The organism is Niastella vici, from assembly GCF_002077945.1.
GTDB classification, from domain to species: domain Bacteria; phylum Bacteroidota; class Bacteroidia; order Chitinophagales; family Chitinophagaceae; genus Niastella; species Niastella vici.
On record NZ_LVYD01000001.1, the window covers coordinates 1 to 25427 of the forward strand.

Annotated in this window: 23 protein-coding genes; 9 read left to right on the top strand and 14 right to left on the bottom strand. The window is 45.6% G+C overall.

The features are described 5' to 3' along the window. Positions 1–731 (top strand): hypothetical protein (locus A3860_RS40850; protein ID WP_158085101.1); only part of this gene is annotated, 731 nt, incomplete at its 5' end. Positions 732–737: 6 nt separating this feature from the next. Beyond that, the gene (locus tag A3860_RS00010; RefSeq protein ID WP_081144493.1) at positions 738–1166 is read left to right on the top strand and encodes a hypothetical protein; all 429 of its coding nucleotides are present in this window, start codon (positions 738–740) and stop codon (positions 1164–1166) included. A gap of 65 nt (positions 1167–1231) precedes the next feature. Here A3860_RS00010 and A3860_RS00015 read toward each other — a convergent pair whose 3' ends face one another. From A3860_RS00015 to A3860_RS00040, 6 genes are all read right to left on the bottom strand, one after another. Next, entirely contained in the window at positions 1232–1969 is a 738-nt protein-coding gene (locus A3860_RS00015) for an MBL fold metallo-hydrolase (RefSeq protein ID WP_081144494.1), read from the bottom strand. Positions 1970–2003: 34 nt separating this feature from the next. Continuing rightward, positions 2004–3347 (bottom strand): rod shape-determining protein RodA, encoded by a 1344-nt coding sequence (gene rodA / locus A3860_RS00020; protein ID WP_081144495.1) that lies wholly within the window; start codon positions 3345–3347, stop codon positions 2004–2006. Next, positions 3344–5428, bottom strand: a complete 2085-nt coding sequence (gene mrdA / locus A3860_RS00025) for a penicillin-binding protein 2 (protein ID WP_081144496.1) — start codon at positions 5426–5428, stop codon at positions 3344–3346. Before mrdA ends, rodA begins: the two co-directional genes overlap by 4 nt. 103 nt (positions 5429–5531) lie before the next feature. After that, on the bottom strand, positions 5532–6065 hold the full coding sequence (locus A3860_RS00030) for a rod shape-determining protein MreD (RefSeq protein ID WP_081144497.1): 534 nt from the start codon (positions 6063–6065) through the stop codon (positions 5532–5534). Then, entirely contained in the window at positions 6062–6919 is an 858-nt protein-coding gene (mreC, locus tag A3860_RS00035; protein ID WP_081144498.1) for a rod shape-determining protein MreC, read from the bottom strand. Before mreC ends, A3860_RS00030 begins: the two co-directional genes overlap by 4 nt. 72 nt (positions 6920–6991) lie before the next feature. Beyond that, a complete protein-coding gene (locus A3860_RS00040) occupies positions 6992–8017 on the bottom strand; it encodes a rod shape-determining protein (RefSeq protein WP_014223005.1) in 1026 nt (341 codons plus the stop codon). Positions 8018–8425: 408 nt separating this feature from the next. Here A3860_RS00040 and A3860_RS00045 point away from each other — a divergent pair, with 408 nt between their 5' ends. After that, complete coding sequence (locus A3860_RS00045) at positions 8426–9586, top strand: MFS transporter (protein WP_081144499.1); 1161 nt, start codon at positions 8426–8428, stop codon at positions 9584–9586. 167 nt (positions 9587–9753) lie between these two features. Here the strand turns inward: A3860_RS00045 and A3860_RS00050 are convergent, their stop codons facing one another. Both A3860_RS00050 and purD read right to left on the bottom strand, forming a co-directional pair. Beyond that, positions 9754–10812 carry a tryptophan 2,3-dioxygenase gene (locus A3860_RS00050; RefSeq protein WP_081144500.1) on the bottom strand — a complete coding sequence of 353 codons (1059 nt, stop codon included), beginning with the start codon at positions 10810–10812 and terminating at the stop codon, positions 9754–9756. 60 nt (positions 10813–10872) lie between these two features. After that, complete coding sequence (gene purD / locus A3860_RS00055) at positions 10873–12153, bottom strand: phosphoribosylamine--glycine ligase (RefSeq protein ID WP_081144501.1); 1281 nt, start codon at positions 12151–12153, stop codon at positions 10873–10875. Between the two features lie 569 nt (positions 12154–12722). Between purD and A3860_RS00060 the strand changes: the two genes are divergently transcribed. After that, on the top strand, positions 12723–14489 hold the full coding sequence (locus A3860_RS00060) for a peptide MFS transporter (RefSeq protein ID WP_081144502.1): 1767 nt from the start codon (positions 12723–12725) through the stop codon (positions 14487–14489). Positions 14490–14565: 76 nt separating this feature from the next. Here A3860_RS00060 and apaG read toward each other — a convergent pair whose 3' ends face one another. Next, positions 14566–14952 carry a Co2+/Mg2+ efflux protein ApaG gene (apaG, locus tag A3860_RS00065; RefSeq protein ID WP_081145131.1) on the bottom strand — a complete coding sequence of 129 codons (387 nt, stop codon included), beginning with the start codon at positions 14950–14952 and terminating at the stop codon, positions 14566–14568. Positions 14953–15305: 353 nt separating this feature from the next. Between apaG and A3860_RS00070 the strand changes: the two genes are divergently transcribed. Beyond that, complete coding sequence (locus tag A3860_RS00070; RefSeq protein ID WP_081144503.1) at positions 15306–16757, top strand: isocitrate/isopropylmalate family dehydrogenase; 1452 nt, start codon at positions 15306–15308, stop codon at positions 16755–16757. A 133-nt stretch (positions 16758–16890) separates the two neighbouring features. Next, positions 16891–17013, top strand: coding sequence for a hypothetical protein (locus A3860_RS42015; protein ID WP_262497264.1), 123 nt, complete (start codon positions 16891–16893; stop codon positions 17011–17013). Between the two features lie 62 nt (positions 17014–17075). On the opposite strand, the gene A3860_RS00080 is transcribed toward A3860_RS42015, so the two are convergent. The 4 genes from A3860_RS00080 to A3860_RS00095 form a co-directional block, all read right to left on the bottom strand. Continuing rightward, on the bottom strand, positions 17076–17300 hold the full coding sequence (locus tag A3860_RS00080) for a hypothetical protein (RefSeq protein ID WP_081144505.1): 225 nt from the start codon (positions 17298–17300) through the stop codon (positions 17076–17078). A 97-nt stretch (positions 17301–17397) separates the two neighbouring features. Beyond that, the gene (locus tag A3860_RS00085) at positions 17398–17742 is read right to left on the bottom strand and encodes a translation initiation factor (protein ID WP_081144506.1); all 345 of its coding nucleotides are present in this window, start codon (positions 17740–17742) and stop codon (positions 17398–17400) included. Positions 17743–17749: 7 nt separating this feature from the next. After that, entirely contained in the window at positions 17750–18604 is an 855-nt protein-coding gene (gene nadC / locus A3860_RS00090) for a carboxylating nicotinate-nucleotide diphosphorylase (RefSeq protein ID WP_081145132.1), read from the bottom strand. Positions 18605–18737: 133 nt separating this feature from the next. Further along, positions 18738–19253: a DUF4783 domain-containing protein gene (locus tag A3860_RS00095; protein WP_081144507.1), complete on the bottom strand. Its 516-nt coding sequence runs from the start codon at positions 19251–19253 to the stop codon at positions 18738–18740. Between the two features lie 14 nt (positions 19254–19267). Between A3860_RS00095 and gpmI the strand changes: the two genes are divergently transcribed. Then, the gene (gene gpmI / locus A3860_RS00100; RefSeq protein WP_081144508.1) at positions 19268–20794 is read left to right on the top strand and encodes a 2,3-bisphosphoglycerate-independent phosphoglycerate mutase; all 1527 of its coding nucleotides are present in this window, start codon (positions 19268–19270) and stop codon (positions 20792–20794) included. A 154-nt stretch (positions 20795–20948) separates the two neighbouring features. Here gpmI and A3860_RS00105 read toward each other — a convergent pair whose 3' ends face one another. Next, entirely contained in the window at positions 20949–22802 is a 1854-nt protein-coding gene (locus tag A3860_RS00105; protein ID WP_081144509.1) for a cytochrome c oxidase subunit I, read from the bottom strand. A 381-nt stretch (positions 22803–23183) separates the two neighbouring features. Here A3860_RS00105 and A3860_RS00110 point away from each other — a divergent pair, with 381 nt between their 5' ends. Together A3860_RS00110 and A3860_RS00115 are read left to right on the top strand one after the other, a co-directional pair. Continuing rightward, positions 23184–23795: an RNA polymerase sigma factor gene (locus A3860_RS00110; RefSeq protein WP_245843438.1), complete on the top strand. Its 612-nt coding sequence runs from the start codon at positions 23184–23186 to the stop codon at positions 23793–23795. A 73-nt stretch (positions 23796–23868) separates the two neighbouring features. Beyond that, on the top strand, positions 23869–25341 hold the full coding sequence (locus tag A3860_RS00115; protein ID WP_081144511.1) for a hypothetical protein: 1473 nt from the start codon (positions 23869–23871) through the stop codon (positions 25339–25341). The last annotated feature ends 86 nt before the right edge of the window (positions 25342–25427 follow it).

Consider the following 25427-nt stretch of genomic DNA (forward strand, 5'->3'; position numbering starts at 1 on the left):
CTTTACAACAGGCGAACAACAATCCTTACGAAGTTCCACAAGGCTATTTCGATAATTTACCGGCTGCCATTCTTAAGCGGGTTAAGGCAACAGCCGCAGATAATGCCTCGGAAGAACTGGAAATATTATCACCTGTTCTCAGCCAGCTTGGCAAAAAAATGCCCTTCAGTACACCGGCAGGTTATTTTAGTGAGCTGAGCGAAAATGCAGTTGCCGGCGCGCAGGCCATTGACTTTGTAAATGGCGCACTCGAAAACCTGTCGCCTGTAATGAACAGCCTTAAAGAAATACAGGTGTATGAAGTGCCGGCCGGTTATTTTGAACAACTGCCAGGCCAGGTACTGCAGGCAGCCAAAGCGCAGCAACCAGCTAAAGTTGTATCAATGAGCTTTACCCGCCGGGTAATACGGTATGCAGCAGCCGCAGTTGTAGCAGGGCTTGTGGTTACTGCCGGTTGGTTGTACTTCGGCCATACAGGGGTTAAACCAGGTGGCGATGAAAAAACCGTTGTCGCAGCTGCCGATCTCGATAGCATCAGTGATGATATGCTTGAAAAATACCTCGAGAATCAAACAGCTGCGCCTGCAGAAACAGCTATTGCAGCCGCTACGCCAGCAGTTGAAGAATTAGGTGCCAATAACATGAAAGATATGCTGGCCGATGTAACTGATGCTGACCTGCAGCAATATCTCGAAAAGTACAGCTCAGAAAAAAACATTCAAACGAACTAAGAAGTCATGAAAAAAATTATACTCATATTATTAATGGCGTTGGGCGTATCGGTTGTTTCCGTTGCGCAGGACGAGGGCGGCGATAAACCGAACGGCGGCCGCATTGAAGCGTTGAAGATCGCCTATATCACTAAAAAATTAAACCTGAGCACAGAGGAAGCGCAGCGGTTCTGGCCTATATACAACCAGTATATGGATGAGATCAAAAAAACCAGGATCGATGCCCGCCAGAACCAGGAAGGTGAATTACCTACAGAAGAGAAATTATTGAATATTCGTAAGAAGTACAATGGCGAGTTTAACAAAGCCCTGTCTTCCGAAAAAGTAAATACATTCTTTAAAGCTGAAAAAGAATTCAGCACCGGCCTGCAGAAGGAACTCATGGAACGCCGGATGCAGCGCATGGAGAACAGAAAGCCTTTCAGAAATAATTGATTAAACTAGGTGTTTTTCATAGGTTAGCAATGGCCGGCTCTTTCCAGGGCAGGCCTTTTTTGTTTTTAAAACTCCCAGGTCGGATTTTTCACATCGTGATAAAACAAAAACTTCCATCTTTCTTTTTCTCCCTGTTGCCACCACTGCTGACGCAGTTCCATACTTTTTTTACCATCATAATCATATTTGGCCACAAAGCGGCTGCGCATTTGCTGTAGTTGCGGGGCATCGTCACCGCCAAAGAATACGGTTTCGCCGCCATCAACGATCCAGAACGCCTGGTGATATTTACTGTGCGCACCGGTTATTTCATATTTGATATAGCCGTCAATTACGCCATTGCCATTGAGCCAGGTTACCTGGGGCGCATCTTTTAAACAATCGAGCTCTTCGGGTATATAAGAGGGAAAACCTTTCTCATATACATACTCCATTTCCTGTTTCTGTATATAATAGCGGGCTTGCGGAAAGCTGAGCGTACGGTCTTTCCCGGAGCCAATGGCTACGCCGCCGGAATGATCTTTATGCAAATGGGTCATCAGCACCTTGGTAACCTCACCGGGATTAATTCCATTATCGATCAGGTTCTGGTGCAATTGCAGGCGGCCATTCTCATTGGTAAAACCCAAACCGGTATCCAACAACAGAACATCTTCAGAAGTAATAACTACAAAGGGTTGAATTTCTACCAGCAAACTTCCTACGGGACGTTGCTGCAGATCATCTTTATCAGTATCAAAAGGAACAAATTGCTTTGTCTTGTCAATCGTAAACGTGCCTTCACTCAGCGGAATAACTTTCATGATCTTATTTATTAATCGTGCGGGCAAGCAGTCATTATCTCAACACCATTTGCCGGTCGGCATCGAGCCTTATCAAAATAAACAGCATGGTAGTGAATGACAACAGCGAGGTACCGCCATAGCTTATAAATGGCAATGGGATCCCGATCACCGGCGCCAAACCTATGGTCATACAAATATTGATAGCAATATGGAAGAAGAAAACAGAAGCTACGCCATATGCATAACACCGGCTGAACACGCTTCGCTGCCGCTCGGCAATATTTACAATGCGCAATAATAAAAATATATAGATGCCCAACACGCCCAAACATCCCAAAAAGCCAAAGCCTTCACCGATGGTACAGAATATAAAATCGGTACGCTGTTCGGGCACAAATTCGAAACGGGTTTGCGTGCCTTTTAAAAAGCCGCGCCCTACAAAACCACCGCTACCAATGGCAATTTTGCTTTGCCGAACGTTGTAGTCCGTGTCTTTCCCTTTTTTATCGACAGGTTCATCATCCCCTTTTACCGTATTTAATTTTGCATAGGGGTTTTCGCGGCCAATGAGCGAGAATATGCGTTCAACCTGATATCCTTTTAAAACATGGGTAAATATAAATGGTACGGCAAAACGCTGCACGCCCACGCAGGTAACTGTTACCAGGCTTACAATAATGATCAATTCCCGGCGCTGACGCGTAAACCGCCAGCCAAAATAAATGGTCAGCAAGGCAATTATCAATATTATAACAGCCAGGATGTTTTTATCAACCAGCAGGGTAGCTACCACCAGCACAGCCAGTGAAAACCCAATTACCAGGTAACCGGCAGGTAACCCTTCGCGGAACATCACCAGGAAAAAGGCGAAGAACACCAGCGCCAATCCGGTCTCATGCTGGGCAATGGTGATCAGGGCAGGCAGCAGCAGAATACCGGCCGCCATGAGGTGTGAGCTGGTCTTATTAAAATCAGTTTCTACCCGCGACAGGTATTTGGCCAGGGCCAGGCACACAAACAACTTCATTAACTCGGCTGGTTGCAAATTGAAACCACCTAACTTGATAATAGATTCTGTACCTCGTACATTGCTATGGAAGGGAAACACCAGCAACAATAGCAATACACCGAACGCATACCAGATATTAGCCGTAGCGGTAAAGAATTTACTATCGGTGAGCAGGATGAACAATCCCAACAAAAGCGAGGCGCCAAAAAAGATCAGCTGTTTGCTGTATTCTGTTTTAAAGTTCAGAAAACTGCGCAGTACATCATCTCCTTCCCGATAGGTTACTGAAAATATACTCATTAACCCGATCGCAACCAGGAGTAAATAAAGCCAGATCAGGGTTGAATCAACCCCTTTCGAAATGGTAGGATTACGCTGGTTGTTCATGGATTTCTTTTATCGGTCGTTGATCGTTTTGCATATAAATTCTCATTGATCATCTTATCCTTTTCGGGTTTCATAGCTACAGGGGCTGGTGCCCTGTTCTCTTTTTTCGCAGAGCGACGGGGCAAATACTTTTTAATATAGTCGCTGTCATGCGTGAGATTAAACCATTTATAGGCCCGCACAGAATCAGTTTTATATTGTAACCTTTCAAAGTAATCAGGAATGATGTTGGCTTCCGCAATGCGTTTTATTTCAGGCAATCTTTCTGCCCTGATTGAATCGGTCAAATATTTTTCTACCATCAATGACGCTATCGGCGCAGCCCAGCTAGCTCCAAAACCGGCGTTCTGCACCACTACTGCCACACAGATCTTGGGATCTTCGCGGGGCGCAAAACAAACGAACATGGAGTTATCTTTTAATTGTATCACCCTGCCATCGAGCACAGTCTTATTTTCGGCGGTACCTGTTTTGGCGCACATATTTATACCCGGTATGCGTGCCACCTGCGCCGTACCATGATCTACCACATCCTGCATACCTTCCTGCACAATGTCATACACATCGTTTGGAATATGGGTCAATACTTCATGTTTCTCACGGTATTTCTTCAGCAAGGTATCCTTTTCAGTTTCGTTCTCGATGTTCTTTACAAAATGCGGAATATAATAATAGCCTTTATTGGCAACGATGGCCATTGAGTTGGCCATCTGCAACGGCGTTACAGTTAGCTTATCCTGGCCAATACCAATGGTAACCATGGTACAGGAGTTCCACGACCGGTGATATTCCTTATCATATTGTGTGGTATCGGGCACATTGCCGCCAATTTCGCTGGGCAGGTCAACGCCAATGCGATGCCCCAAACCAAACTTATGCATATAATTTGTCCATTGTATAAGTCCGGCGCGGGAACTATGATATTCAGGATTATCAATCGTTTTCCTGAAAACATCAGAAAAGAACGAGTTGCACGACCAGGCTATGGATAAGCGCAAATTGGCCGAGTGCCCCTGCCAATGCTCTGTACAGTGAACCACCTTATTACAACCGTAATAGGCGCCGGTGCAGCCAATACCACTGGCCGGTGTAATAACGCCTTCATCTAACCCAATTAATGCACCCAATGGTTTATAAGTAGAACCGGGCGGATAAAAGCCCTGGATGGCTCGATTCAGCAACGGAGCTTTAACATCGAGCACCATGCGGCCATAATTCTTTTGCTTATTGGGACCCGTTAAGGTGTTGGGATCGTAATTAGGACCCGAAGCCATGGCCAATATGCCACCGGTTTTGGGGTCAAGCGCTACTACGGCGCCCAGTTTACCCGAAATCAGTTTTTCGGCCAGCTGCTGCAGTTCAACATCGATATAGGTATGCAGGTTACGGCCCCGGATAGCCGGTGTATCGTAACGGCCTTTTTCATAATTACCCACCAGCCGGTTCTTGTTGTCTTTCAACAGGAACTCTACCCCGCGTTGCCCCATCAGCACCCGTTCGTAATAAGCTTCCAACCCGTTGCGGCCCACATAGTCGCCCATGTGATAAAAACCACCCGAACGCTTAATGATGGTTGAGTCGGCTTCCCCAATGTAACCCATAATATGCGCTGCAGCATTGAAGGGGTATACGCGTACCGGACGTTCAACCAGCGCAAAGCCGGGGAACTTCCAGATGTTCTCATCGAGCCGGGCCTGCAGCTGCGGTTCCAACAGATCTTCAAATATGGAAGGACGATAGGGGCCGTTCTTAAAACTGGCCTCTTTAATACGCTTGTTATATTCAGCGGTATCAATTCCGAGAATCTCGCAAAGGCCAAAGGTATCGGTCTTTTTTGCTTCCTTGGGCACCACCACCAGGTCGTACATGATGGTGTTGTTGAGGATTGGCCGGTTCTTCCGGTCATAAATGATACCCCGGTCGGGATATCTGGTCTTGGCAAACACCGCATTATCCATGGCCAGTTGTTTATACTTGCCCTGAATGACCTGCAAATTGAATAACTGAACTATGATAATGAGGAAGAGTCCAAGGAATATCAGGCGAATTATATTACTTCTTGACTGGTTAAATACAGACATAGGACTTAAAGTACGTTACAGCACTAATTACCAAAGAAAAATTGAATAAATTATTGTAAGCGAAGTTAATTCTTTTTGAGCACTGCAACACAGGGCCTTCGGCCTAGGCTGTATTGGTCCTGAACTTCTCCTTTCTGAAGAACAGCAGCTCGGTTATGAGCACCAGCATCAGGCTGATACCGCTGGTTGCCACCACTTTTCCCAGGAAAAAGAGGAAGGAGCCAAATTGCAGCCATTCGAGAAATACCAGGTAAATATGATGCAGCAGCGTGAGCACCAATACATAAACTGCATAAGGGGCCCATCCCATGCTCACGGGAGATGGCGATTTATAGTTTTGTTCGGCGCCTTCCTGGGGTATCAGGATGTTCACTACAAACCCACGCAGGTATGCGATCATTACGCAGGCAGCAGCATGCAGGCCGGGGGTTTGGGTAAAATAATCAAGGGTTAAGCCAAACAGAAAACTTACCAGCATCAGGCTCATACGGCCCATGCTGAAGGGTAACCAAAGTACGTACAGGTAGTATACGTACGGCACTACAAACTGATGCAGCGGCCGTATCTGAAACAGTACATAATACTGTACCAGAATAAACAATACAAACCGAATCGTATTACGTACCAGATCACTCATTGGTTTATTTTATTGGTTTCTTCTTCCAGCTTTGCCTGCTCGTCTTTCACCAGGTTTTCAACTACGGTAACATACTGCACATTAAAAAAGTTGGTAGCCGGTTTTAACCGTACGGTGTAAAAACTGCTGGTTTTGTCGTCAACTATATCCATTACAGTGCCAATCAATATTCCTTGCGGAAAACGGTACGAAGCGTACTGGCTGGTAACCACCGAATCGCCTTTGGCCAACGGGGCGCTTTTAGGCACGTTCTTCAGGGTTATATATAATGGACTATTGCCATCCCAAAACACATAACCGGTTTCTCCGGTCTTTTTAAGACTGGCATATACTTTCGACTGGCGATGTAACAGGCTCATTACCACTGCATAATTAGCACTGGTGTTAATAACTACCCCTACCACGCCGGTGGGGCCAATTACGCCCATATTCTTTTGCACGCCCTGGTTTTCGCCCCGGGCAATAGTAAGTGTATTATTGGGTAAGCTTACTGTATTGTTAACCACCTTGGCCTCGCGGTACAGGTATTTTCGATGATGCCCCAGGGTATCGTAAGGAATGGAATCCTGCATCATTTTTTGGGTAGTGTCGGGGCGTTCGAAATTGGAAAGCAGCTTGTTACGCAATTCCTCGTTTTCTTTGGCGAGGTCGTCGTTGGTCTTTTTAAGATGGAAATAATAGGTAACGTTATTGTATTTGCCGCCAATGTTGCCGGTTAATTCATTGGCTACATTCGAAAAAACGGCTTCATGGAACTTATTATAGTGAAAAAGGATGTACAGGGCCGCAACCTGCAGCACCACGAAGAATACAAAATTAAAGTACCTCCTGATGAAGAGAAAAATATTACGCACCTGCAGAATTTTTAAAACACATTACAAATACCGGCCCTAATGCCTGTAAGTCAATGTTAAAATTGAAAATTACTAACGCATTACAAATGGATAGCGATCATAATTCTTCAATGCCAGGCCAGTTCCGCGTACAACACTTTTTAAAGGATCATCGGCCACATGCACCGGTAATTTGATCTTCTGGCTTAAGCGTTTATCCAAACCCCGCAGCAAGGCGCCACCACCGGTAAGGTATAAACCGCGTCTGTAAATATCGGCAGCCAGCTCGGGCGGGGTCATTTCGAGCGCTTTTAAAATGGCTTCTTCGATCTTAAAGATGCTTTTATCGAGCGCTTCGGCAATTTCCTGGTAGCTAACCATGATCTGTTTAGGAATACCGGTAACCAGGTCACGGCCGTTAACCGGAATATCATCTGGTGGGTTATCCAGGTCTTTCATGGCCGCACCAATGTTTATTTTGATCTGCTCGGCAGTGCGTTCACCGATCAGCAAGCTATGATAACGGCGCAGGGCCTCCATGATATCGGCTGTAAATTCATCCCCGGCTATACGGATACTTTGGTCACAAACAATACCGGCCAGGGCAATAACGGTAATACCCGTTGTACCACCACCAATATCGATGATCATGTTACCAACCGGCTCTTCTACATCAATGCCAATACCCAGGGCGGCAGCCATGGGTTCGTGCAAAAGGTAAACTTCTTTGGCGCCGGCTTGTTCGGCACTATCGCGCACCGCTCTTTTTTCTACCTCCGTAATACTTGAGGGTATGCAGATCATCATCCGCCAGCTTGGGGGGAACAAAGGCTTTTTGGGATAGATCATTTTGATCATTTCCCGGATCATTAATTCAGCCGCGTTGAAATCGGCAATTACACCGTCCTTAAGCGGACGAACAGTGCGGATGCTTTCATGGGTCTTTTCATGCATCATCAACGCCCGTTTCCCTACTGCCAGAACCGTTTTGGGGTTATTTCGGTCCAGCGCAACAATACTCGGTTCATTCACCACTACTTCGTCATTATGTATGATTAGGGTATTGGCAGTGCCCAGATCGATTGCAATCTCCTGGGTGAAAAAGTTGAATAAGCCCATTTAGAAGGTCAGATTTTGGATTGAATGTAATGCATGCAAAATTGAAGCAAATAATTCGAATTAACAAAGCACAACCTTTACTGGATCAAGTATTTTTTTTCTGGTACAAAATTCGCTTATCGTAGCTGCTGCTTTCCGCTACAGTTCCGGCGCGGAAGGCTGTGTATTGCTATTCTGTATTATATCTTTTTCATCGTATCAACACCTTTTCTGAAGTATTGAAACGGTGGAAAAGTTATTAAACTAACGTTATACTGAAACGTTAATTGTAGCTTATTGTTTAAATTGTTTTTCAACCTGTTTTTCGCACTGGTTGAATAGCTCATTTTCCCGAAAAATTACCCGCTGTTACCGCACTGTTTTTTACTTACTTTCATGCTGCCGCCGTATAATTGACATCCTTCCGCTATGCGTATTATTACCCGAACTGTGTGGATTTTGTCATTGGTAAGTCTGTTTGCAGATGTTGCCAGCGAAATGCTGTACCCCGTGATACCGCTGTATTTGCAGGAAATTGGTTTCAGCGTTGCCTGGATCGGCTTGCTGGAAGGCGTGGCAGGTTTTACAGCCGGCATCAGTAAAGGTTATTTTGGCAAGCTAAGCGATGAAAAAGGACTGCGGTTGCCCTTCGTGAAAACCGGTTATTTCTTCAGCGCCCTTTCGAAACCAATGCTGGCTGTTGCCGCTTTCAAATTGTGGATATTTTTTGCCCGTACGCTCGACCGGCTGGGCAAAGGGGTTCGAACCGCCGCCCGCGATGCACTTCTTTCAAAAGAAGCTACCCGCGAAACCAAGGCGAGGGTCTTTGGTTTTCATCGCGGCATGGATACGCTGGGAGCCGTGCTGGGCCCCGTTTTCGCCCTTATTTGGTTGTATTATTATCCGGGCGGTTATACCAGTATTTTCTACCTGGCCTTTATTCCCGGTCTTATTTCGGTAATGCTGATCTTTTTGCTGCGCGAACAAAAACAACCCGCCAGCACCCTGGCGCGCGGTAACTTTTTCTCTTTTTTCGCTTACTGGAAAATTGCCACGCCACCCTATAAACGATTGGTGACCGGCCTCGCCCTGTTTGCCATTGCCAACAGCTCAGATGTGTTCCTGTTGCTGAAGGCAAAACAGGTTGCGCATAACGACCACACCGCCATTGTTGCGTATATTCTGTATAATGTAGTTTATGCCTTAAGTTCTTATCCCATGGGCGTTGTGGCCGATAGTATGGGGAAGAAAAAAGTATTCCTGTTTGGGTTATGCCTGTTTGTGGTGGTGTATGGCGGTTTTGCTTTTATTACTTCGCCCTTGCTGGTTTATACACTTTTCATTATTTATGGTGTGTATGCTGCGGCTACAGAAGGCATTGCCAAAGCATGGATAACCAATATGGCGCACGATCAAAACACGGCCACCGCCATTGGTTTTTATACTTCACTTGAAAGCGTCAGCAGCCTGCTGGCCAGCCTCATCGCCGGCTTTTTGTGGAGCGGTGTTGGAAGTGCGTATGTGTTCCTTTTTTCAGTGATGGTGACGCTGGTGGCAATAGTGAACCTCGGGCGGCTTCGTGAGGCGTAATGAAATAGCGCTGAAAATTGGAAACTTTAGTAATAACCATTTAACAATCAAGCAATGAGAGGCACCCTTTCAGGAAGATCTCAAAGGCGGAAGATTTAATTAGTTACCAGTTACCAGTTTCCGGGACCTGGCAACTGGTAACTGGCAACTGGTAACTGGCATCTGCCTCACCCAACAAAACCCAGTCTCTTTTCCATTTCAGGACTTAATACTGGCAGTTTTCTTCTTTCAATGAGGAAACTGGTAAGCCGGGCTATTTCGGCGAAAATATAGTGTTTGTCTAACGCACCTTTCAGGTAATCGCGGCCGGTGCTGCCGCCTGTGCCAATGCGGGTGCCTATCATGCGGTGTACCATGCTCATATGCCGGTAGCGCCAGGTGCTCAGTTGCTCATCAATCTCCAGCAGGCTGTTCAGCAGTTGAAAAGGCAGTTGCAGAATGGGATAACCACGGTATAACATAATGAACAGGGCCGCCCGGCAGGCGCGGGGCGACAATTGCCGGCCTTCCTGAGCGGGGGAAGACCCGTCAGAAAATACTGTATCAAAATATTGCTGGTTGCTTTGTTCAGCCTCGGCCAGTCCGCCGGAATAAATGGCGCGGTAATCGGCCCAAAAGGGATCATTACCCCCGGCAGCAGGGGCGCCGGAAACCGGCTTATAATGCTTCCAGTTCTCCCCTTCTTCAAAAAACGGCATGCGTTCGAGCCAGGCGTTCAGCAGTTCTATAAACGACTTTTCACTTTCAACCCGCCGAATAATGTCGATGTGTTCCTGGCGCAATTGGGAAATATAATATTCCTGGGCATGGCGTTGCTGGTATTTGAGGCCCAGTTTGGCCTCCACCAGTTTGAACTGCCAGCTCTGGAAACCCGAAGCGGGGCGCAGCATATCCCTGAAATCGAGAAAATCCATGGGTGTCATGGTTTCCATGATATCGATCTGGTGTACCAGCACCTTCAGGATGGTCACGGTGCGGTTGAGCCGGTGCACCACGGTTTGCAGTTCGGGCGAGTTATCGTTCAATGCAGGCTTTTGCATGATGGCCGCCACCGAATCTACTTCATAAAGCAATTGTTTGAACCAAAGCTCATAGGCCTGATGAATAACGATGAACAACATTTCATCATGGGCATGTTGTTGCAGCAGATCGCTCTCCAGCACCTGGGCATTCAGTATTTTATCCAATTGCAGGTAATCGCTGTAGTGTACTTGTTTTTGTTGCATGCAGCAGAAATTTCTCAGTATGTAGTTTTTGTAATGCTATGTTTCAGCCGCATACGCGTTCTACTCAAATTCGAACCCAATATCCTGGCGGTAATACATGCCCTCGAATGAAATATGTTGCAGCACATCTTTCGACTTCATCACCGCTGCGCTAACGGTATTGCCATAAGAGGTAACCGCCAGCACCCGGCCACCGCTGGTGACCACATTGCTATCTTTGCGGGCAGTACCGGCATGAAATACCAGGCTATCGGCATGCAGGGGTTTATTCAACCCGTCAATAACAAAACCTTTTTCGTATGACCCGGGGTATCCACCGCTTACCGCCATAACCGTACAGGCATAGCGTTTGTCCTGCTCAATTTTTATAGTACCAAGCTGGCCATTCACCGTTGCCATAAACAGATCGACCAGGTCGGTTTTAAGACGGGGCATCACCACTTCGGTTTCGGGATCGCCCATGCGGCAATTATATTCAATAACATACGGCTCATCACCTACCTTAATAAGGCCAAAAAAGATAAATCCTTTATAATCGATGGCTTCCTGTTCAAGGCCACGCACGGTGGGTTTTATCACTCGTTCTACTACCTTTTCCATGAAAGTTGCATCGGCAAAGGGTACCGGACTTACCGCACCCATACCGCCGGTATTGAGGCCGGTATCGCCCATACCTATTCTTTTATAATCTTTGGCTTCGGGCAGCAACACATAATCCTTTCCATCGGTGAGCACAAACACACTGAGTTCGATGCCCGATAAAAACTCTTCGACCACTACCTTTTTGCCGGCATCGCCAAATTTGCTGTGTTGAAGCATGAGCTCGTATTCAGCTACCGCCTCTACATGCGACTGGCAAATGAGCACACCTTTACCGGCAGCCAGTCCATCGGCCTTTAAAACAATGGGCAATGGATGCTGCTGTAAATAAGGTATGCCTTCCTCGTAATTCGATTCATCAAACTCCCGGTATGCCGCTGTGGGAATGCCATGACGGATCATGAACTTTTTTGCAAAAGCCTTGCTTCCTTCGAGCTGGGCGCCGTACCGGGAAGGACCAATCACTGCAACGTGTTGCAGTTCACTGTCTTTTTTAATGAAGTCGGTAACCCCTTTTACCAGTGGTTCTTCGGGACCAACCACCAGCAGGGTAATTCCTTTTTCGAGTACAAATTGTTTGATGGCGCCAAAATCGGTATTTGACAGGTTAACATTGGTGCCATACTGCGATGTTCCGGCATTACCGGGTGCAATAAACAGCTGATCACATTGTTTACTTTGCGCGAGTTTCCATGACAGGGCATGTTCCCGGCCGCCAGAGCCTAAGAGTAAAATATTCATGATAAATAGTGAAGTAGTTTTGCCGCGGCGAATTTCGGTATTGTGGTGGGATTTGTGAATTTTAATTCTTTGCTCCAGAAGCAACTCATTGATTGCCAAAACGATGAATGATTTCTTTACCTCTTGTTTACCTCCTGGCTGCCCATCTGCTTTGCAATCATCTGATTTTCAACAACAGCAAAATTATCTCTTTACCCCTGGTTAACTCCTGCTTAGGTATTCTTTACCTCCCGGTTACCCACGCTTCTCCTTTTCATTACCCCCTGGTTGGCTTTTCTTCTCCCTTCTTCAGGTACCCATTATGTTAGGATAATATTGCCTTTACCTTTTCATTTCCTTTTTATTACCTAAGGGGTAAACAAATGGTTAATCTAATATTACCACAATACGACCACAACCAAACCACAACCTAACCGAAGTACATTAACAGCAGATAATAGCTATTAATAAAAAGCTAAAATTGGCTAAACTATCACACATTCTCTTTTTAGCAGAATGGAATTAATCGCTATTTTAGGCCGATAAATACTACGCTCAACGATTGCTTGATTTTTTAAAACAAAAACTACATGTCTCAAACCGCTACAATTAACCCCGATGTACTTGATGTACTTCCTGAACAGGCTATGCCAACAAAAGGGCACCCTAAAGGTCTCTATGTTTTATTTGCAACCGAAATGTGGGAACGATATAACTATTATGGCATGCGCGCCATATTGGTTTTATTCATGACCAAAGCTTTATTGTTCGATAAAGTTTTTGCCAGTAACCTGTATGGCAGTTATACCTCCCTGGTTTATCTCACTCCGCTTGTTGGCGGTTATATATCAGACAGGTTCTGGGGCAATAAACGCTCCATTATAGCCGGCGGTTTGGTTATGGCCATAGGTGAGTTTGTGCTGTTCTTCTGTGCTTCTTTATATAAATCAGCTCCTGATATATCTTCTATTTTGTTCTTTACCGGGTTGGGGTTAATGATAGCCGGTAACGGGTTCTTCAAACCCAATATTTCTTCCATGGTTGGCCAGTTGTATCCCAAAGGCGACCGAAGGATCGATGCGGCCTACACCATATTTTATATGGGTATTAATGTGGGTGGCGCTATCGGGCCCTTTATCTGCGGCCTGGTGGGCGATACCGGAAACCCGGCCGACTTTAAATGGTCATTCCTGGTAGCAGGTATCGGCATGCTGATCAGTGTAATTGTTCAAAAATCATTTCAGTCGAAATATGTAAAATCGCCCGAAGGACTGCCATTAGGTGAAGTACCGGCCAACTCACCCAAACAATTCAGTAACCCGGTATATATTGTGGGCGGCTTGTTGTTTTTTTCAGCCTTATTGATAGGCCTGTTATACATAGATGCCAGGGTATTTAGCTACCTCACCTACCTGTTAATAGCCAGTGTATTATTTATTGCATTCGTTATTTTTTCCGACAAATCGTTGACTAAAATAGAGCGCCAGCGTATTGGCGTCATTTTTATAGTGGCCTTCTTTGTGATCTTCTTTTGGTCGGCCTTTGAACAGGCTGGCGCTTCGCTAACCTTTTTTGCCGAAGAGCAAACCAACAGGCATCTTGGGCTAAAGATCCCGGTATGGGGAGTAGTCGCCGTATCCCTTCTTTTCCTGTTCTATATTGTTACACTTTTTAGAAAAGTGGGTAAAAATCTTGGTTCAACCTACGATAACCAGCTTAGAGGTACCCTTTATATGCTGCTGTTCATTCTTACAGCGGCTGTGGTTGCAGGAAATATTTATTTACTTGCTCAGGGCCAACAATATGTTGAAAAAGACTCTGCGCCTGCCAGTTGGTTCCAGTCATTGAACTCCTTGTTTGTGGTTTTATTCGCCCCCGTTTTTGCCTGGTTATGGTTAAAGATGGGCAAACGCGAACCAACTTCTCCCTTTAAAATGGCCATAGGTCTTGCGCTGTTGGCCCTGGGCTATTTGTGGATCGGGTTTGGCGTGAAGAATGTTCAGCCGGGTATTAAAGTAAGTATGATCTGGCTTACCGGCATGTACGCATTGCACACCTGGGGTGAGCTCTCCTTATCACCCATTGGTTTATCGCTGGTAAATAAACTGGCGCCTTTCAAATTCGCTTCTTTGTTAATGGCCGTATGGTTCCTGGCCAATGCAGCTGCCAATAAACTGGCCGGGGTATTAAGCGCCCTGTATCCCGAAGCCGGCAAAACCACCAGCTTCCTGGGTTATAAAATGACTAACCTGTACGACTTCTTTATGTTATTTGTAGGTATGGCGGGCATTGCTTCGCTGATCCTGTTCCTGCTTACGAAGCAATTAAAGAAGATGGCACACGTAAATGAAGCATAATACAAATTCGATTTAATTCAGATAAAAAAGGCATCCGCCAGTTGGGGATGCCTTTTACTATTTTAATTGTTGCAGACTAGTTCATCTTGAAAGGAACGATCATCTCAAACACCGGAATGTTTACGTCGAAAGAAGTTTTGTTCACCAAATTCTCCATAAGGTAGGTGCCGTGCATTTTACCCATTTCGCTGCGCAGGTTGCAACCGCTTACATACTGGTACCGTTCACCGGGTTGTAATGTGGGCTGAACACCTACCACACCTTCCCCCTCCACTTCACGGTTGGTGCCGTTGCTGTCGATAATATACCAGTGGCGGCGATGCAGTTTAACAGGAAAGTTGTTGTGATTCTCAATGGTTATCCGGTAGGCAAACATATATTCGCCCGATACAGGGTTGGAATAATCGGGCTGATAGAACGTTTCGACACTTATTTCAATGCCTTCGGAAATCTTTGAAACCATTACAAATACAGTTTGGAATTTAAAGATAATCAAAAATAAAAGCCAGCCATAGCAAATATTCAGGTTTTAATATGAATTGTTGGAGTGGATGGCTAATTTTGCCCCGGATTTATGCACACCGACCAATATTTAATTCTTTTACATGGAACCTTCACGATAACCTGTTCATTATTATGATCATAATCAGCTAACAGCGATCGGGATGGCGCCATGAAGGCTTTGATTTAAAAACAAAAACTATAAAAATTATCACATGAAATGAGCCATAAAATTTTCGAGCTTAAATCCAAAACCCGCGATGAAAATTTTATGGCGAATTCCATGTGGCCAAAAAAACAACTAAAAATTATCACATGAAAATTGCAGTGGCTAAAGGCGACGGCATAGGACCTGAGATCATGAGTGCCGTTCTAAAAATTTTTGATGCCAATAAAGTGCCCCTCGAATATGAAATGGTTGATATGGGCAAATGGGTATTCGATAAAGGTTTTTCTAACGGTATGACACCCGAAGCCCAGCAGACCATCGAGCGTTTGGGTATTTTGTTCAAAGGCCCCATGGAAACGCCCAAAGGCAAAGGTGTTAAAAGTGTGAACGTTACTGCCCGTAAAACCTGGAACACCTACGCCAACAAACGGGTTTTTCAAACCCTGCATGGCGTTGATACCGTTTTCTCAAAAGCCGGCATCCCCATCGACATTACTGTTGTTCGTGAAAATATTGAAGATACCTATGGTGGTATTGAACATATGCTCACCCACGACGTGGCATTGAGCCGCCGCTTTATTACCCGCCCCGGTAGCATGCAGGTGATCAGGTATGCATTTGCCATGGCACGTCAGAAAAATGCCCGCCGCATTACCTGTGGTCACAAGGCCAACATCATGAAAATTACCGATGGCCTGTTCCTGGAATGCTTTTATGAAGTGGCGAAAGAATATCCTGAACTGAAGGCTGATGATATCATTGTAGACGATCTGTGTATGAAACTGGTTACCCGCCCCGATACCTTTGATGTGGTGGTATTAACCAACCTGCAGGGCGATATTGTAAGTGACCTGTGTGCCGGTTTGGTAGGCGGTTTGGGCTTTGCACCAAGCGCCAACATCGGCGATCATATTTGCATATTTGAAGCCGTACATGGTACAGCGCCTGATATTGCTGGTAAAAATATTGCCAACCCCACTGCCTTATTATTAAGCGGGTTCGCCATGCTTCGTCACCTTGGCCTTACTGAAAATGCGGCCATCATCGAAAATGCTTTGCTGTATACGCTCGAGCAGGGTGTGCACACCGGTGATTTCGGCGACAAGAACAAACCCAGTTTGAATACCACTGAATTTGCCGATGCCATCATCAGCAATTTTGGCAAAATGCCGCAGTTGAACGCTAAAGAATTATTAGCCAATAAACCCGGTACCCCCACTCCTTTGAAGCTGGAAAAGAATACCATGCTTGAGTCGAAAGAAATTGAAAATGAAAAGATCATTGGCGTTGATATGTTTATTGAAAGCAATGAGCAACCGGATGTCATTGCTAAAAAATGCCAGCGTCATGCAGGGGTTAAATTCAATCTCGTCAATATCAGCAACCGTGGTACGCAGGTATGGCCTACCGGCTCGGTTTATACGAACCTGGTGAACCAGTACAATGTACGTTTTGAAAGCATCGATACTTATCCATTAAACCAGCAGGACGTAATAGGACTGTATGTAAGCTTAAGCGGCGACTTCAAGATCTGTTCGCTTGAATTACTGAATATGTGGGGCGAGAAGAAATCGTATAGTTCGGCTGCAGGACAATAAGTTTGATCTAAGCAATAAAAGAAAACGTCCCGATGTATCGGGACGTTTTCTTTTATGGTTACTTTTATTTTATTAACAGCCCATCCTGCTTAAAATACTAAAAACAATCACAACCCATACTATCAAAATACCAATGCCCCACAACAACGTTTTGCCGGCAAAAGATATTCTCTTACGGTTCTTTTCAATGGCGCCTGTTACAAAGGAAAATAAAGACACCAAAACAAAGAAGCATCCGGCAAGACCCAGTGCATAAATAAGGAAGGCGACTACAGTGATCAAGTTGGTACTTTTATTATTTTTTTTAGGGCGGCATTTTTATATCTGGTCAATGATCTTACCTAACTCATTGGCGATCCCGTTCAACAACGTAGAGAAGATCAGCATGAAAGCAATAGATACCAGCACAGCCCACAACAGGAAGCGGAGCCCGAAAAAGATCTTTCTACGATCATGTTCCCACACTCCCATTGCCAATGATACCAGTGTTATCACATAGCAGCCGAAAGCGGCCGCACCAAACAGGAATAACAGAACGTACATAGTTATTTGTGTTTATTCATTTTCAACACAGGTTCTAACCATACTTGTATAAAACCGGCAGTGGCACCCCGAGCCCCGGCTTGCCGGGGTTAAAAGGTCACCCTGCTTTCTTACTATTCTTATATCCGTTCTTTAACAACCACTGCATTACTTTTTCGCGTTGATCGCCCTGAATAATGATCTCGCCATCTTTGGCCGATCCACCGGTTCCGCAATAATTCTTTAATTTTTTACCCAGGTCTTCGAGGTCATCGGCTGTACCAACAAAACCAACTATCAGCGTAACCGCTTTACCGGCGCGTTGTTTGGTATCTAACCAAACCCGCAGTTTTTGTTGTTCGGGTAAAAGGGTTTTAACCGCTTCCTGTTCTTCTTCAAATTTAAAGCTGGGATCGGTACTGTATACGAAGCCTTTGTTATCAGGTTTATACTTTTTGCTCATAGAATTATCAGATTATTACCGCTTTCAAACTAAGATCCAAACTTGCTGCCTGATGAATGAGAGCGCCTACGCTTACGTAATCTACACCAGTTTCGGCATATTCGGTAATATTGTCGAGGGTTATGCCGCCGCTGGCCTCGGTCTCATACTGCCTGTTTATTATCTTCAATGCCCTGAAAAGCATTTCGGGCGTAAAGTTATCCAACATAATTCTATCAACTTTACCAAATTCAACCACCCGCCTAACATCGTCGAGGTTGCGGGTTTCCACTTCAATTTTTAACCATGGTTTAACCTGCTGCACATAGGTATAGGCCCTGTCAATAGCTTTTTCCAACCCGCCGCAATAATCAATATGATTATCCTTCAGCATGATCATATCATACAACCCCATGCGGTGGTTGTGGCCGCCGCCAATACGCACCGCTTCTTTTTCGAGCAAGCGAAAACCGGGAGTTGTTTTGCGGGTATCCAGCAAACGGGTAGCATATCCTTTTAACCGGTCGGTATATAAACGGGTAAGTGTGGCAATGCCGCTCATGCGTTGCAGACAATTCAGCACCAGCCGCTCGCATTGTAATATGGTATGAACCGAAGCGGCTACTTCAAAAGCATTTTCACCGGCTTCCATGCGGTCGCCATCTTTTTTATACGCAATAAACTGAACGCCGGGTTCTCTGTAGCGGAAAATAGCTTCGGCCACCTGCATGCCGGCCATGGTGCCATCCTGTTTGATCTTTAGCACCGCAACACCTTTTGCATCGGCAGGGATAACAGATAATGTGGAATGATCCCCATCGCCTATGTCTTCCTGCAGGGCAGTGTCAATTAAATGATGCAGCTGTTCGTTGAATGTGAGCATACTGCAAAGGTAATCAATTGGCAATAAGCCGCATTTCGCCTTGTTCACCCCGGCGGGCACGCGCTTAATGCACAAATGGCCTGTTCATTCAATTTGCCGAAGGCCGAACTCGCGTTCAGGACCAGTCACTAAATTATTCCATAACCTCAAATCCAAGCTCCTGAACAACCTGCTGATCGCCCTTTTGCTTCATAAAGAATTTTGTGCGGAAATTTCCATTTTTGGTTTGTAGTAATCCGATGCAGAACTGGGAACCGTTTTGCTCCCCTTTATGTTTTACGATGAAGTTCTTGACCATATTGTTGGCAAAAAAATCCTTTAAGATCATTTCAGCCTGGCTTTTGCTGTAATTGTCGCTTTTACCTGGTAAAGAAAGGTCCACACGGCTATCGAAATATTTCGACAATTGGGTGGCATTACCAGTGCGCATAGCAGCTACTACGTCATCAATAGAATAAAGGGGTGCAAAGGATACCAGGACCAGCGAAACGGCTACAATCGCAAATCCCAGATACTTTTTCATAAATGTGCAATTTTTACTTTTCACCGCTAAATTCGCTAAAAATATGCCAAAGTAAGAATGACGCCAAAAATTACTACTACCGCCGCATTGCCTTACCTTTGCAGCTTCCCATACCAAACCAAACATAATCACATTGTTATATGCCAAGTAATAAATCAATATTAGTCATCATGGATGGCTGGGGCCTCGGAAAAGTTAAATCTTCAGATGCTATTCAGAATGCCAATGCTCCTTTTGTAAGCTCGCTGTACGCTAAATATCCCAACACAACTTTAACAACCTGCGGCGAACTGGTAGGGTTGCCCGATGGACAAATGGGGAACAGTGAAGTAGGTCACCTGAACCTGGGCGCCGGCCGCATCGTTTACCAGGAGTTACAACGGATCAATGTTGCCGTACGTGATGGTTCTTTCGCAAAAAATGAAGTTTTGTTAAAAGCGCTTCGCTACAGCAAAGACAATAAAAAAGCCTTACACCTGATCGGTTTGGTAAGCGATGGCGGTGTGCATTCTCACACCAGTCATTTAAAAGCCATCGTTTCTTTATGCGCCAAAGAAGGGGTACAGGATGTATTCATTCATGCCTTTACCGATGGCCGCGATACCGATCCCAAAAGCGGTTTGGGCTTTGTTACCGACCTGCAACGCCACTTAAACGAAACCACCGGTAAAATTGCTTCTGTAAGTGGCCGGTATTATGCCATGGACCGCGATAAACGCTGGGAACGGGTTAAACTGGCGTACGATACCCTGGTAAATGGAATCGGTGAAAAAGCAACCGATGCCCTGGCTGCTATTGAACAATCGTATGCCGCCAATGTTACCGATGAATTTATTAAACCAACTGTTATTCTCAGCGAGGATCAAAAACCGCTGGCTACCATTCAGGATGGCGATGCCGTGATCTGTTTTAATTTCCGTACCGACCGTTGCCGCGAGATCACCCAGGTGCTGTCACAAACCGATATGCCCGAATTCGGCATGAAAAAGCTGTCGCTGCACTATACTACGATGACTGAATACGATAAAACGTTTAAGAACGTATCAGTGATCTTTGAGAACGACAACCTGAACAATACGCTGGGCGAAATACTGGCCAACAATGGCAGGAAACAGATCCGCATAGCCGAAACAGAAAAATACCCGCACGTATCGTTCTTTTTCAGCGGTGGCCGCGAAACGCCATTTGAAGGCGAAAACCGCATCATGATCCCTTCACCCAAAGTGGCAACTTACGACCTGAAACCTGAGATGAGCGCCGTTGAAATAACCGATGCCATTGTACCGGAAATTGAAAAAGAATCGGCCGATTTTATTTGTCTGAACTTCGCCAATGCCGACATGGTAGGCCATACCGGTGTATTTTCAGCAGCAATTAAAGCGGTTGAAACAGTTGATAAATGTGTTGAACGTGTGGTCACCGCTGCGCTGGCGCATGGTTATACCGTGTTCTTAACTGCCGACCATGGTAATGCTGATTATATGATCAATGGCGATGGTACGCCCAATACGGCGCACACCATGAACCTGGTGCCGTTATTTATCATCGACAAAGACTGGAAGGGAACTGTAAAACCCGGCAAGCTGGGCGATATTGCACCCACTATTCTCACCATGATGCATTTGCCTATTCCGCCTGAAATGACGGGCGATGTGCTGATAAGTTAGTTTTCTCTGAAATTGTAACTTTTGAGGATATAAGAGACTGAAGTAGGAGGTAAGATTGCTGATTTCGCGATTTCGGGATTTTGAGATTTATAAAAATGCTGAACTTTATGAAATCCCGAAATCTCAAAATCTAAAAATCAGAAATTCTTACCGCTTACTTCAGCGTGGTTAAATCAACATCATTCCTGCTAACGGCAGCCTCCGTTTCCTGCCCAACCGGCTCTGTTTGTGGTATAAAGCTGCGGTCGTCTTTATCATAATCATATGGCCAGCGATACACCTGGGGTATTTCCCCCACCCAGTTACCATGTGGCGCGGTAATGGGGGTAGTCCATTCAAGGGTGGTGGCCTCCCATGGATTCTGCGTTTTTACACGGCGGCCTTTAATGATAGAATAAAAGAAATTGAACACAAATAACAGCTGCACGGCAAACACAATGAGCGTTGCAATGGTGATAAACCGGTTCAGCCCCTCAAACTGGTTAAACGATTGCCAGTTAGAGTAATCGAGGTAACGGCGCGGCATACCTGCCAGGCCCATATAATGCATGGGCCAGAAGATACAATAAGCCCCGGCGAATGTTACCCAGAAATGAATATAGGCCAGCGTGGTGTTCATAAACCGGCCATATATTTTCGGGAACCAGTGATAAATACCGGCAAACATGCCAAACATGGCCGCTACACCCATTACGAGGTGAAAATGGGCAATAATGAAATACGTATCATGAACATGCAGATCAATGGTTGAATTACCCACCCAAATGCCGGTGAGTCCGCCCGAAATAAACATGCTTACAAACCCGATCGCAAACAGCATACCGGGCGTAAACCGGATATTACCACGCCATAAGGTAGCCAGCCAGTTAAACACCTTTATGGCCGATGGAATGGCTATCAGCAGGGTTAACAGCACGAATACAGAACCCAAAAATGGGTTCATACCGGTAACGAACATATGGTGCGCCCATACCAGGAACGATAATACCGCTATGGCAAACAGGGACGCAACCATGGCCGAATAACCAAAAATGGGTTTACGCGAATTAATGCTGATCACCTCCGATGCAATGCCCATGGCGGGTAAAATAATTATGTACACTTCAGGATGCCCCAGAAACCAGAAGAGATGCTGATATAAAATAACATTTCCGCCTTCGTTTATCAGGGCTTTATTGGTAGAACTAAGAAAGATATCAGTTAAATAAAAGCTGGTGCCTGCGTGCCGGTCGAACAATAACAGGATAAAGCCCGACAGCAATACCGGGAACGACAACACCCCCAACGTGGCAGTAAAGAACAATGCCCATACCGTAAGCGGCAATCGGGTCATGGTCATTCCTTTGGTGCGCAGGTTCAGGATGGTTGAAATATAGTTAATGCCCCCCAGCAAAGTACTTACCACAAACAGGGCAAGGGCAATAAGCCAGTAATCCATTCCCTGGCGCGAACCGGGCATGGCATCGCCCAGGGCGCTCAGTGGTGGATAGGCCGTCCACCCACCGCTGGCCGGTCCCGTTTGCAGAAACAGCGAAGACACCATCACGATGCTGGCCGCAAAGAAGAACCAGTACGAAAGCATGTTCAGGAAAGGAGAAGCCATATCGCGGGCGCCGCATTGCAGGGGAATTAAAAAGTTGGCAAAAGTGCCGCTTAACCCGGCCGTCAATACAAAAAAGATCATGATAGTGCCATGCATGGTGACCAGGGCATAATAAAACTCGGGATGAATGACGCCACCCTCACCCCAATGCCCCAGCAGGGTTTCCAGAATAGGAAATTTTTCGCCCGGGTAACCCAGTTGCAGGCGGAACAATACCGAAAAGCCGGCGCCAATGATGGCCCATATCATGCCTGTGATCAAAAACTGGCGGGCGATCATTTTATGGTCCTGGCTGAAAACGTATTTGGTCCAGAAAGATTGGGTATGTTCAGCATGCCCTTTCTCTTCATGTGTGGTTATAGTGGATGCCGTGGCGGCATGGTGCACTTCCTCCTCGTTAGCCATAATCACTTATTTTTTAGAACCCTTGTAGAAAATATTTCACTGTTAGCAGGTCAGTTTCATGGAGTTGCTCAAGTGATAATATAAGGCAGCAAAACTTACGCCATGGGTTATAACGCGTATAAGCAATCGATTTATTGGTGGCCCCCCTGTTTGTTATGGATTATTAATTAGAAGCGGCTCCCGGGCACATCGGGGCTGCTGCGGCACACCCACGCCAGGCCTCTTTTATCGCTTTTTGCTTCATTATGCATAAACTGATGAAACTCATATAGTATAACACAATTGGCTGCTAAACAGTGGCAGAAACCGCCAACCGGGGGCAAAAATTCCTGCTCATAAAAGGCAATTTTTTATAAATAGCGCAGCAATTACTTCAAAAAATTGTCTAAATTACAGGGCAACCAAACGGTTAATATGACCGACGACGCCATTTTACAAGGCTGTTTACGTAACGACACAACTGCCCAGCGGGAATTGTACAACCGGTACAGTCCCAAAATGCTGTCTGTGTGTTACAGGTTCGCCCACCACCGGGAAGATGCTGAAGACATGTTGCAGGAAGGATTTATCAAGGTATTTTCACAAATACACACCTTCCAGAGCAAAGGAGCATTTGAGGGTTGGATACGGCGAATCATAGTTCATACCTGTATCAACCATCTCAAAAAGAACAAGAAGTTCAACGAAAGCGTCGACATCATCCATGCAACCAGCATCCAGGTGCGCGAAGAATCGGTGCCATCGATAGTACAGGCAAAACAGGTAGTGGAATGCATCCGTTTACTACCTATTGGTTACCGTACGGTACTTAACCTGTATGCCATCGAAGGTTATTCGCACAAGGAAATTGCCGATATGCTGGATATTGAAGAAAGTACCAGCCGTTCGCAATATACCCGGGCCAAGCAAATGCTTGAAGATATACTGGTGAAGAAAAAGATCATTATGCGGCCCAAAGAAAAGATCAATTGGTTAGGTGTTGCAGCAAGATAAACCAAAACATCACACTTATACTGATTACTGATACATGATCCTATGAAAATCATACCGTACAAATTCAAATGATATGGAGCGAGGTTTCTATAATGAGGATATTGAAGAACTGCTGAAAGAAAAAGCTGACCAGTATAAAATGTATCCTTCTGATAAGGTGTGGAAAAACATTCACCGTTCCTTACACCCAAACAGAAAGTGGTATTGGTTAAGTTTGATTCTCTTTCTGGGTGCCGTCGGCTACTATACATTTATTGAATTTATCACTCCTTCATCTGCCAGTAAATCAATCAGCGGCAATAATGCAACTTCTACCATTTCCAAATCAACTGAAATAGCAGAAGCCGCCAATAATACCAAAGCAGTTATTGTACCTTTTGGCAATCCCAAACAAACAGCCGGCACCGGAGCCAACAAACAAAGAACGTTTGTGCTCAATCCTGCTAACGACGAAAGCAATACCGCTGTGGTGATCAATTTAGATCAAGCCGCGACTTCCCCTCTTGCAGCGAATACAGGCCCCGAAGAAAATCATACCCTGGCATTTAACAATGAAACACCGGTGTATGACCTGAATGACTGGCAGGCTAAAAAATTATCACAACCCGAACAGGTGCGTACCGAGCAATACGAAGGCAGCCAGGAGCCCACTTTAGCTCCAGCCGCCGCCCGCGTTCCGGCCCAGGCCTCCTTACTACCGGGTTCTACCGCTATTGACAAATCAAAACTCGACGCCAATACCCAAAATGCCGAAGAAGACAGCAAACGCCTGAACTGGCTTCAGAACAGCGCCGTGTACGAATTGAATGTTCCCAAACAAAGAAGGCTCAGCTGGCAGCTATCCTTTACACCTACGATGAATTACCGTACGTTCAGGGGCAGCAACTATCCTTCAGACGTTAAAACATTACCACTCGCGCCTTATATCCCGGGCGATCCTGAAAAGCTGGTGAACCATAAGCCGGCCCTGAGTTTCGAACTGGGTTCAAACATATTGTACGCCGTAAACAAATCAGTGACGCTGAAAACAGGTTTACTGTTCAACTATGCCCGGTACGATATTCAGGCGTATAGTTCCAGCACTTCTGAACCGGCTACCATTGCCCTGAACTCAAATTTCGGCATTGTAACGGGTCAGCTCACTTCCTATACCCGCTACCGCAACTTTGGTGGCGATGCTGTAGAGAATTTACATAACCAGTATTTCCAGTTATCAGTTCCATTAGGCCTCGAAGTAAACCTGCTGGGTAATGAAAAAATACAGGTGGGCGTTGCCGGAACCGTTCAGCCAACCTACCTGCTGAACCGCAACACCTATCTTTTAACTGCTGATTATAAATATGCAACCGAACCGTCGCTGGTAAGAAAATGGAATGTCAATACCAGCCTGGAAGCATTCATCTCTTATAAAACCGGCGACCTGAAATGGCAGGTTGGTCCGCAGATACGATATCAGTTATTGTCGAGTTATATCAAAGAATACCCTATCCGCGAGAACCTGTACCAGTACGGTATCAAGATAGGCGTAGCCAAAACTATCCGCTGATTATAGAAGTTTATCAACTTCAGCAAAGTGGGTCACTCTCAATGGTGACCCACTTTGCGTTATTTCGGGATTTAGAGATTTCGGGA

Excerpts from the sequence above, each read along its gene's own strand:
- A3860_RS00010 (WP_081144493.1), top strand. The coding sequence starts at position 738 with ATGAAAAAAATTATACTCATATTATTAATGGCGTTGGGCGTATCGGTT.
- A3860_RS00015 (WP_081144494.1), bottom strand. The coding sequence starts at position 1,969 with ATGAAAGTTATTCCGCTGAGTGAAGGCACGTTTACGATTGACAAGACA.
- rodA (WP_081144495.1), bottom strand. The coding sequence starts at position 3,347 with ATGAACAACCAGCGTAATCCTACCATTTCGAAAGGGGTTGATTCAACC.
- mrdA (WP_081144496.1), bottom strand. The coding sequence starts at position 5,428 with ATGTCTGTATTTAACCAGTCAAGAAGTAATATAATTCGCCTGATATTC.
- A3860_RS00030 (WP_081144497.1), bottom strand. The coding sequence starts at position 6,065 with ATGAGTGATCTGGTACGTAATACGATTCGGTTTGTATTGTTTATTCTG.
- A3860_RS00040 (WP_014223005.1), bottom strand. The coding sequence starts at position 8,017 with ATGGGCTTATTCAACTTTTTCACCCAGGAGATTGCAATCGATCTGGGC.
- A3860_RS00045 (WP_081144499.1), top strand. The coding sequence starts at position 8,426 with ATGCGTATTATTACCCGAACTGTGTGGATTTTGTCATTGGTAAGTCTG.
- A3860_RS00050 (WP_081144500.1), bottom strand. The coding sequence starts at position 10,812 with ATGCAACAAAAACAAGTACACTACAGCGATTACCTGCAATTGGATAAA.
- purD (WP_081144501.1), bottom strand. The coding sequence starts at position 12,153 with ATGAATATTTTACTCTTAGGCTCTGGCGGCCGGGAACATGCCCTGTCA.
- A3860_RS00060 (WP_081144502.1), top strand. The coding sequence starts at position 12,723 with ATGTCTCAAACCGCTACAATTAACCCCGATGTACTTGATGTACTTCCT.
- apaG (WP_081145131.1), bottom strand. The coding sequence starts at position 14,952 with ATGGTTTCAAAGATTTCCGAAGGCATTGAAATAAGTGTCGAAACGTTC.
- A3860_RS00070 (WP_081144503.1), top strand. The coding sequence starts at position 15,306 with ATGAAAATTGCAGTGGCTAAAGGCGACGGCATAGGACCTGAGATCATG.
- A3860_RS42015 (WP_262497264.1), top strand. The coding sequence starts at position 16,891 with ATGCCCCACAACAACGTTTTGCCGGCAAAAGATATTCTCTTACGGTTC.
- A3860_RS00080 (WP_081144505.1), bottom strand. The coding sequence starts at position 17,300 with ATGTACGTTCTGTTATTCCTGTTTGGTGCGGCCGCTTTCGGCTGCTAT.
- A3860_RS00085 (WP_081144506.1), bottom strand. The coding sequence starts at position 17,742 with ATGAGCAAAAAGTATAAACCTGATAACAAAGGCTTCGTATACAGTACC.
- nadC (WP_081145132.1), bottom strand. The coding sequence starts at position 18,604 with ATGCTCACATTCAACGAACAGCTGCATCATTTAATTGACACTGCCCTG.
- A3860_RS00095 (WP_081144507.1), bottom strand. The coding sequence starts at position 19,253 with ATGTTTGGTTTGGTATGGGAAGCTGCAAAGGTAAGGCAATGCGGCGGT.
- gpmI (WP_081144508.1), top strand. The coding sequence starts at position 19,268 with ATGCCAAGTAATAAATCAATATTAGTCATCATGGATGGCTGGGGCCTC.
- A3860_RS00105 (WP_081144509.1), bottom strand. The coding sequence starts at position 22,802 with ATGGCTAACGAGGAGGAAGTGCACCATGCCGCCACGGCATCCACTATA.
- A3860_RS00115 (WP_081144511.1), top strand. The coding sequence starts at position 23,869 with ATGGAGCGAGGTTTCTATAATGAGGATATTGAAGAACTGCTGAAAGAA.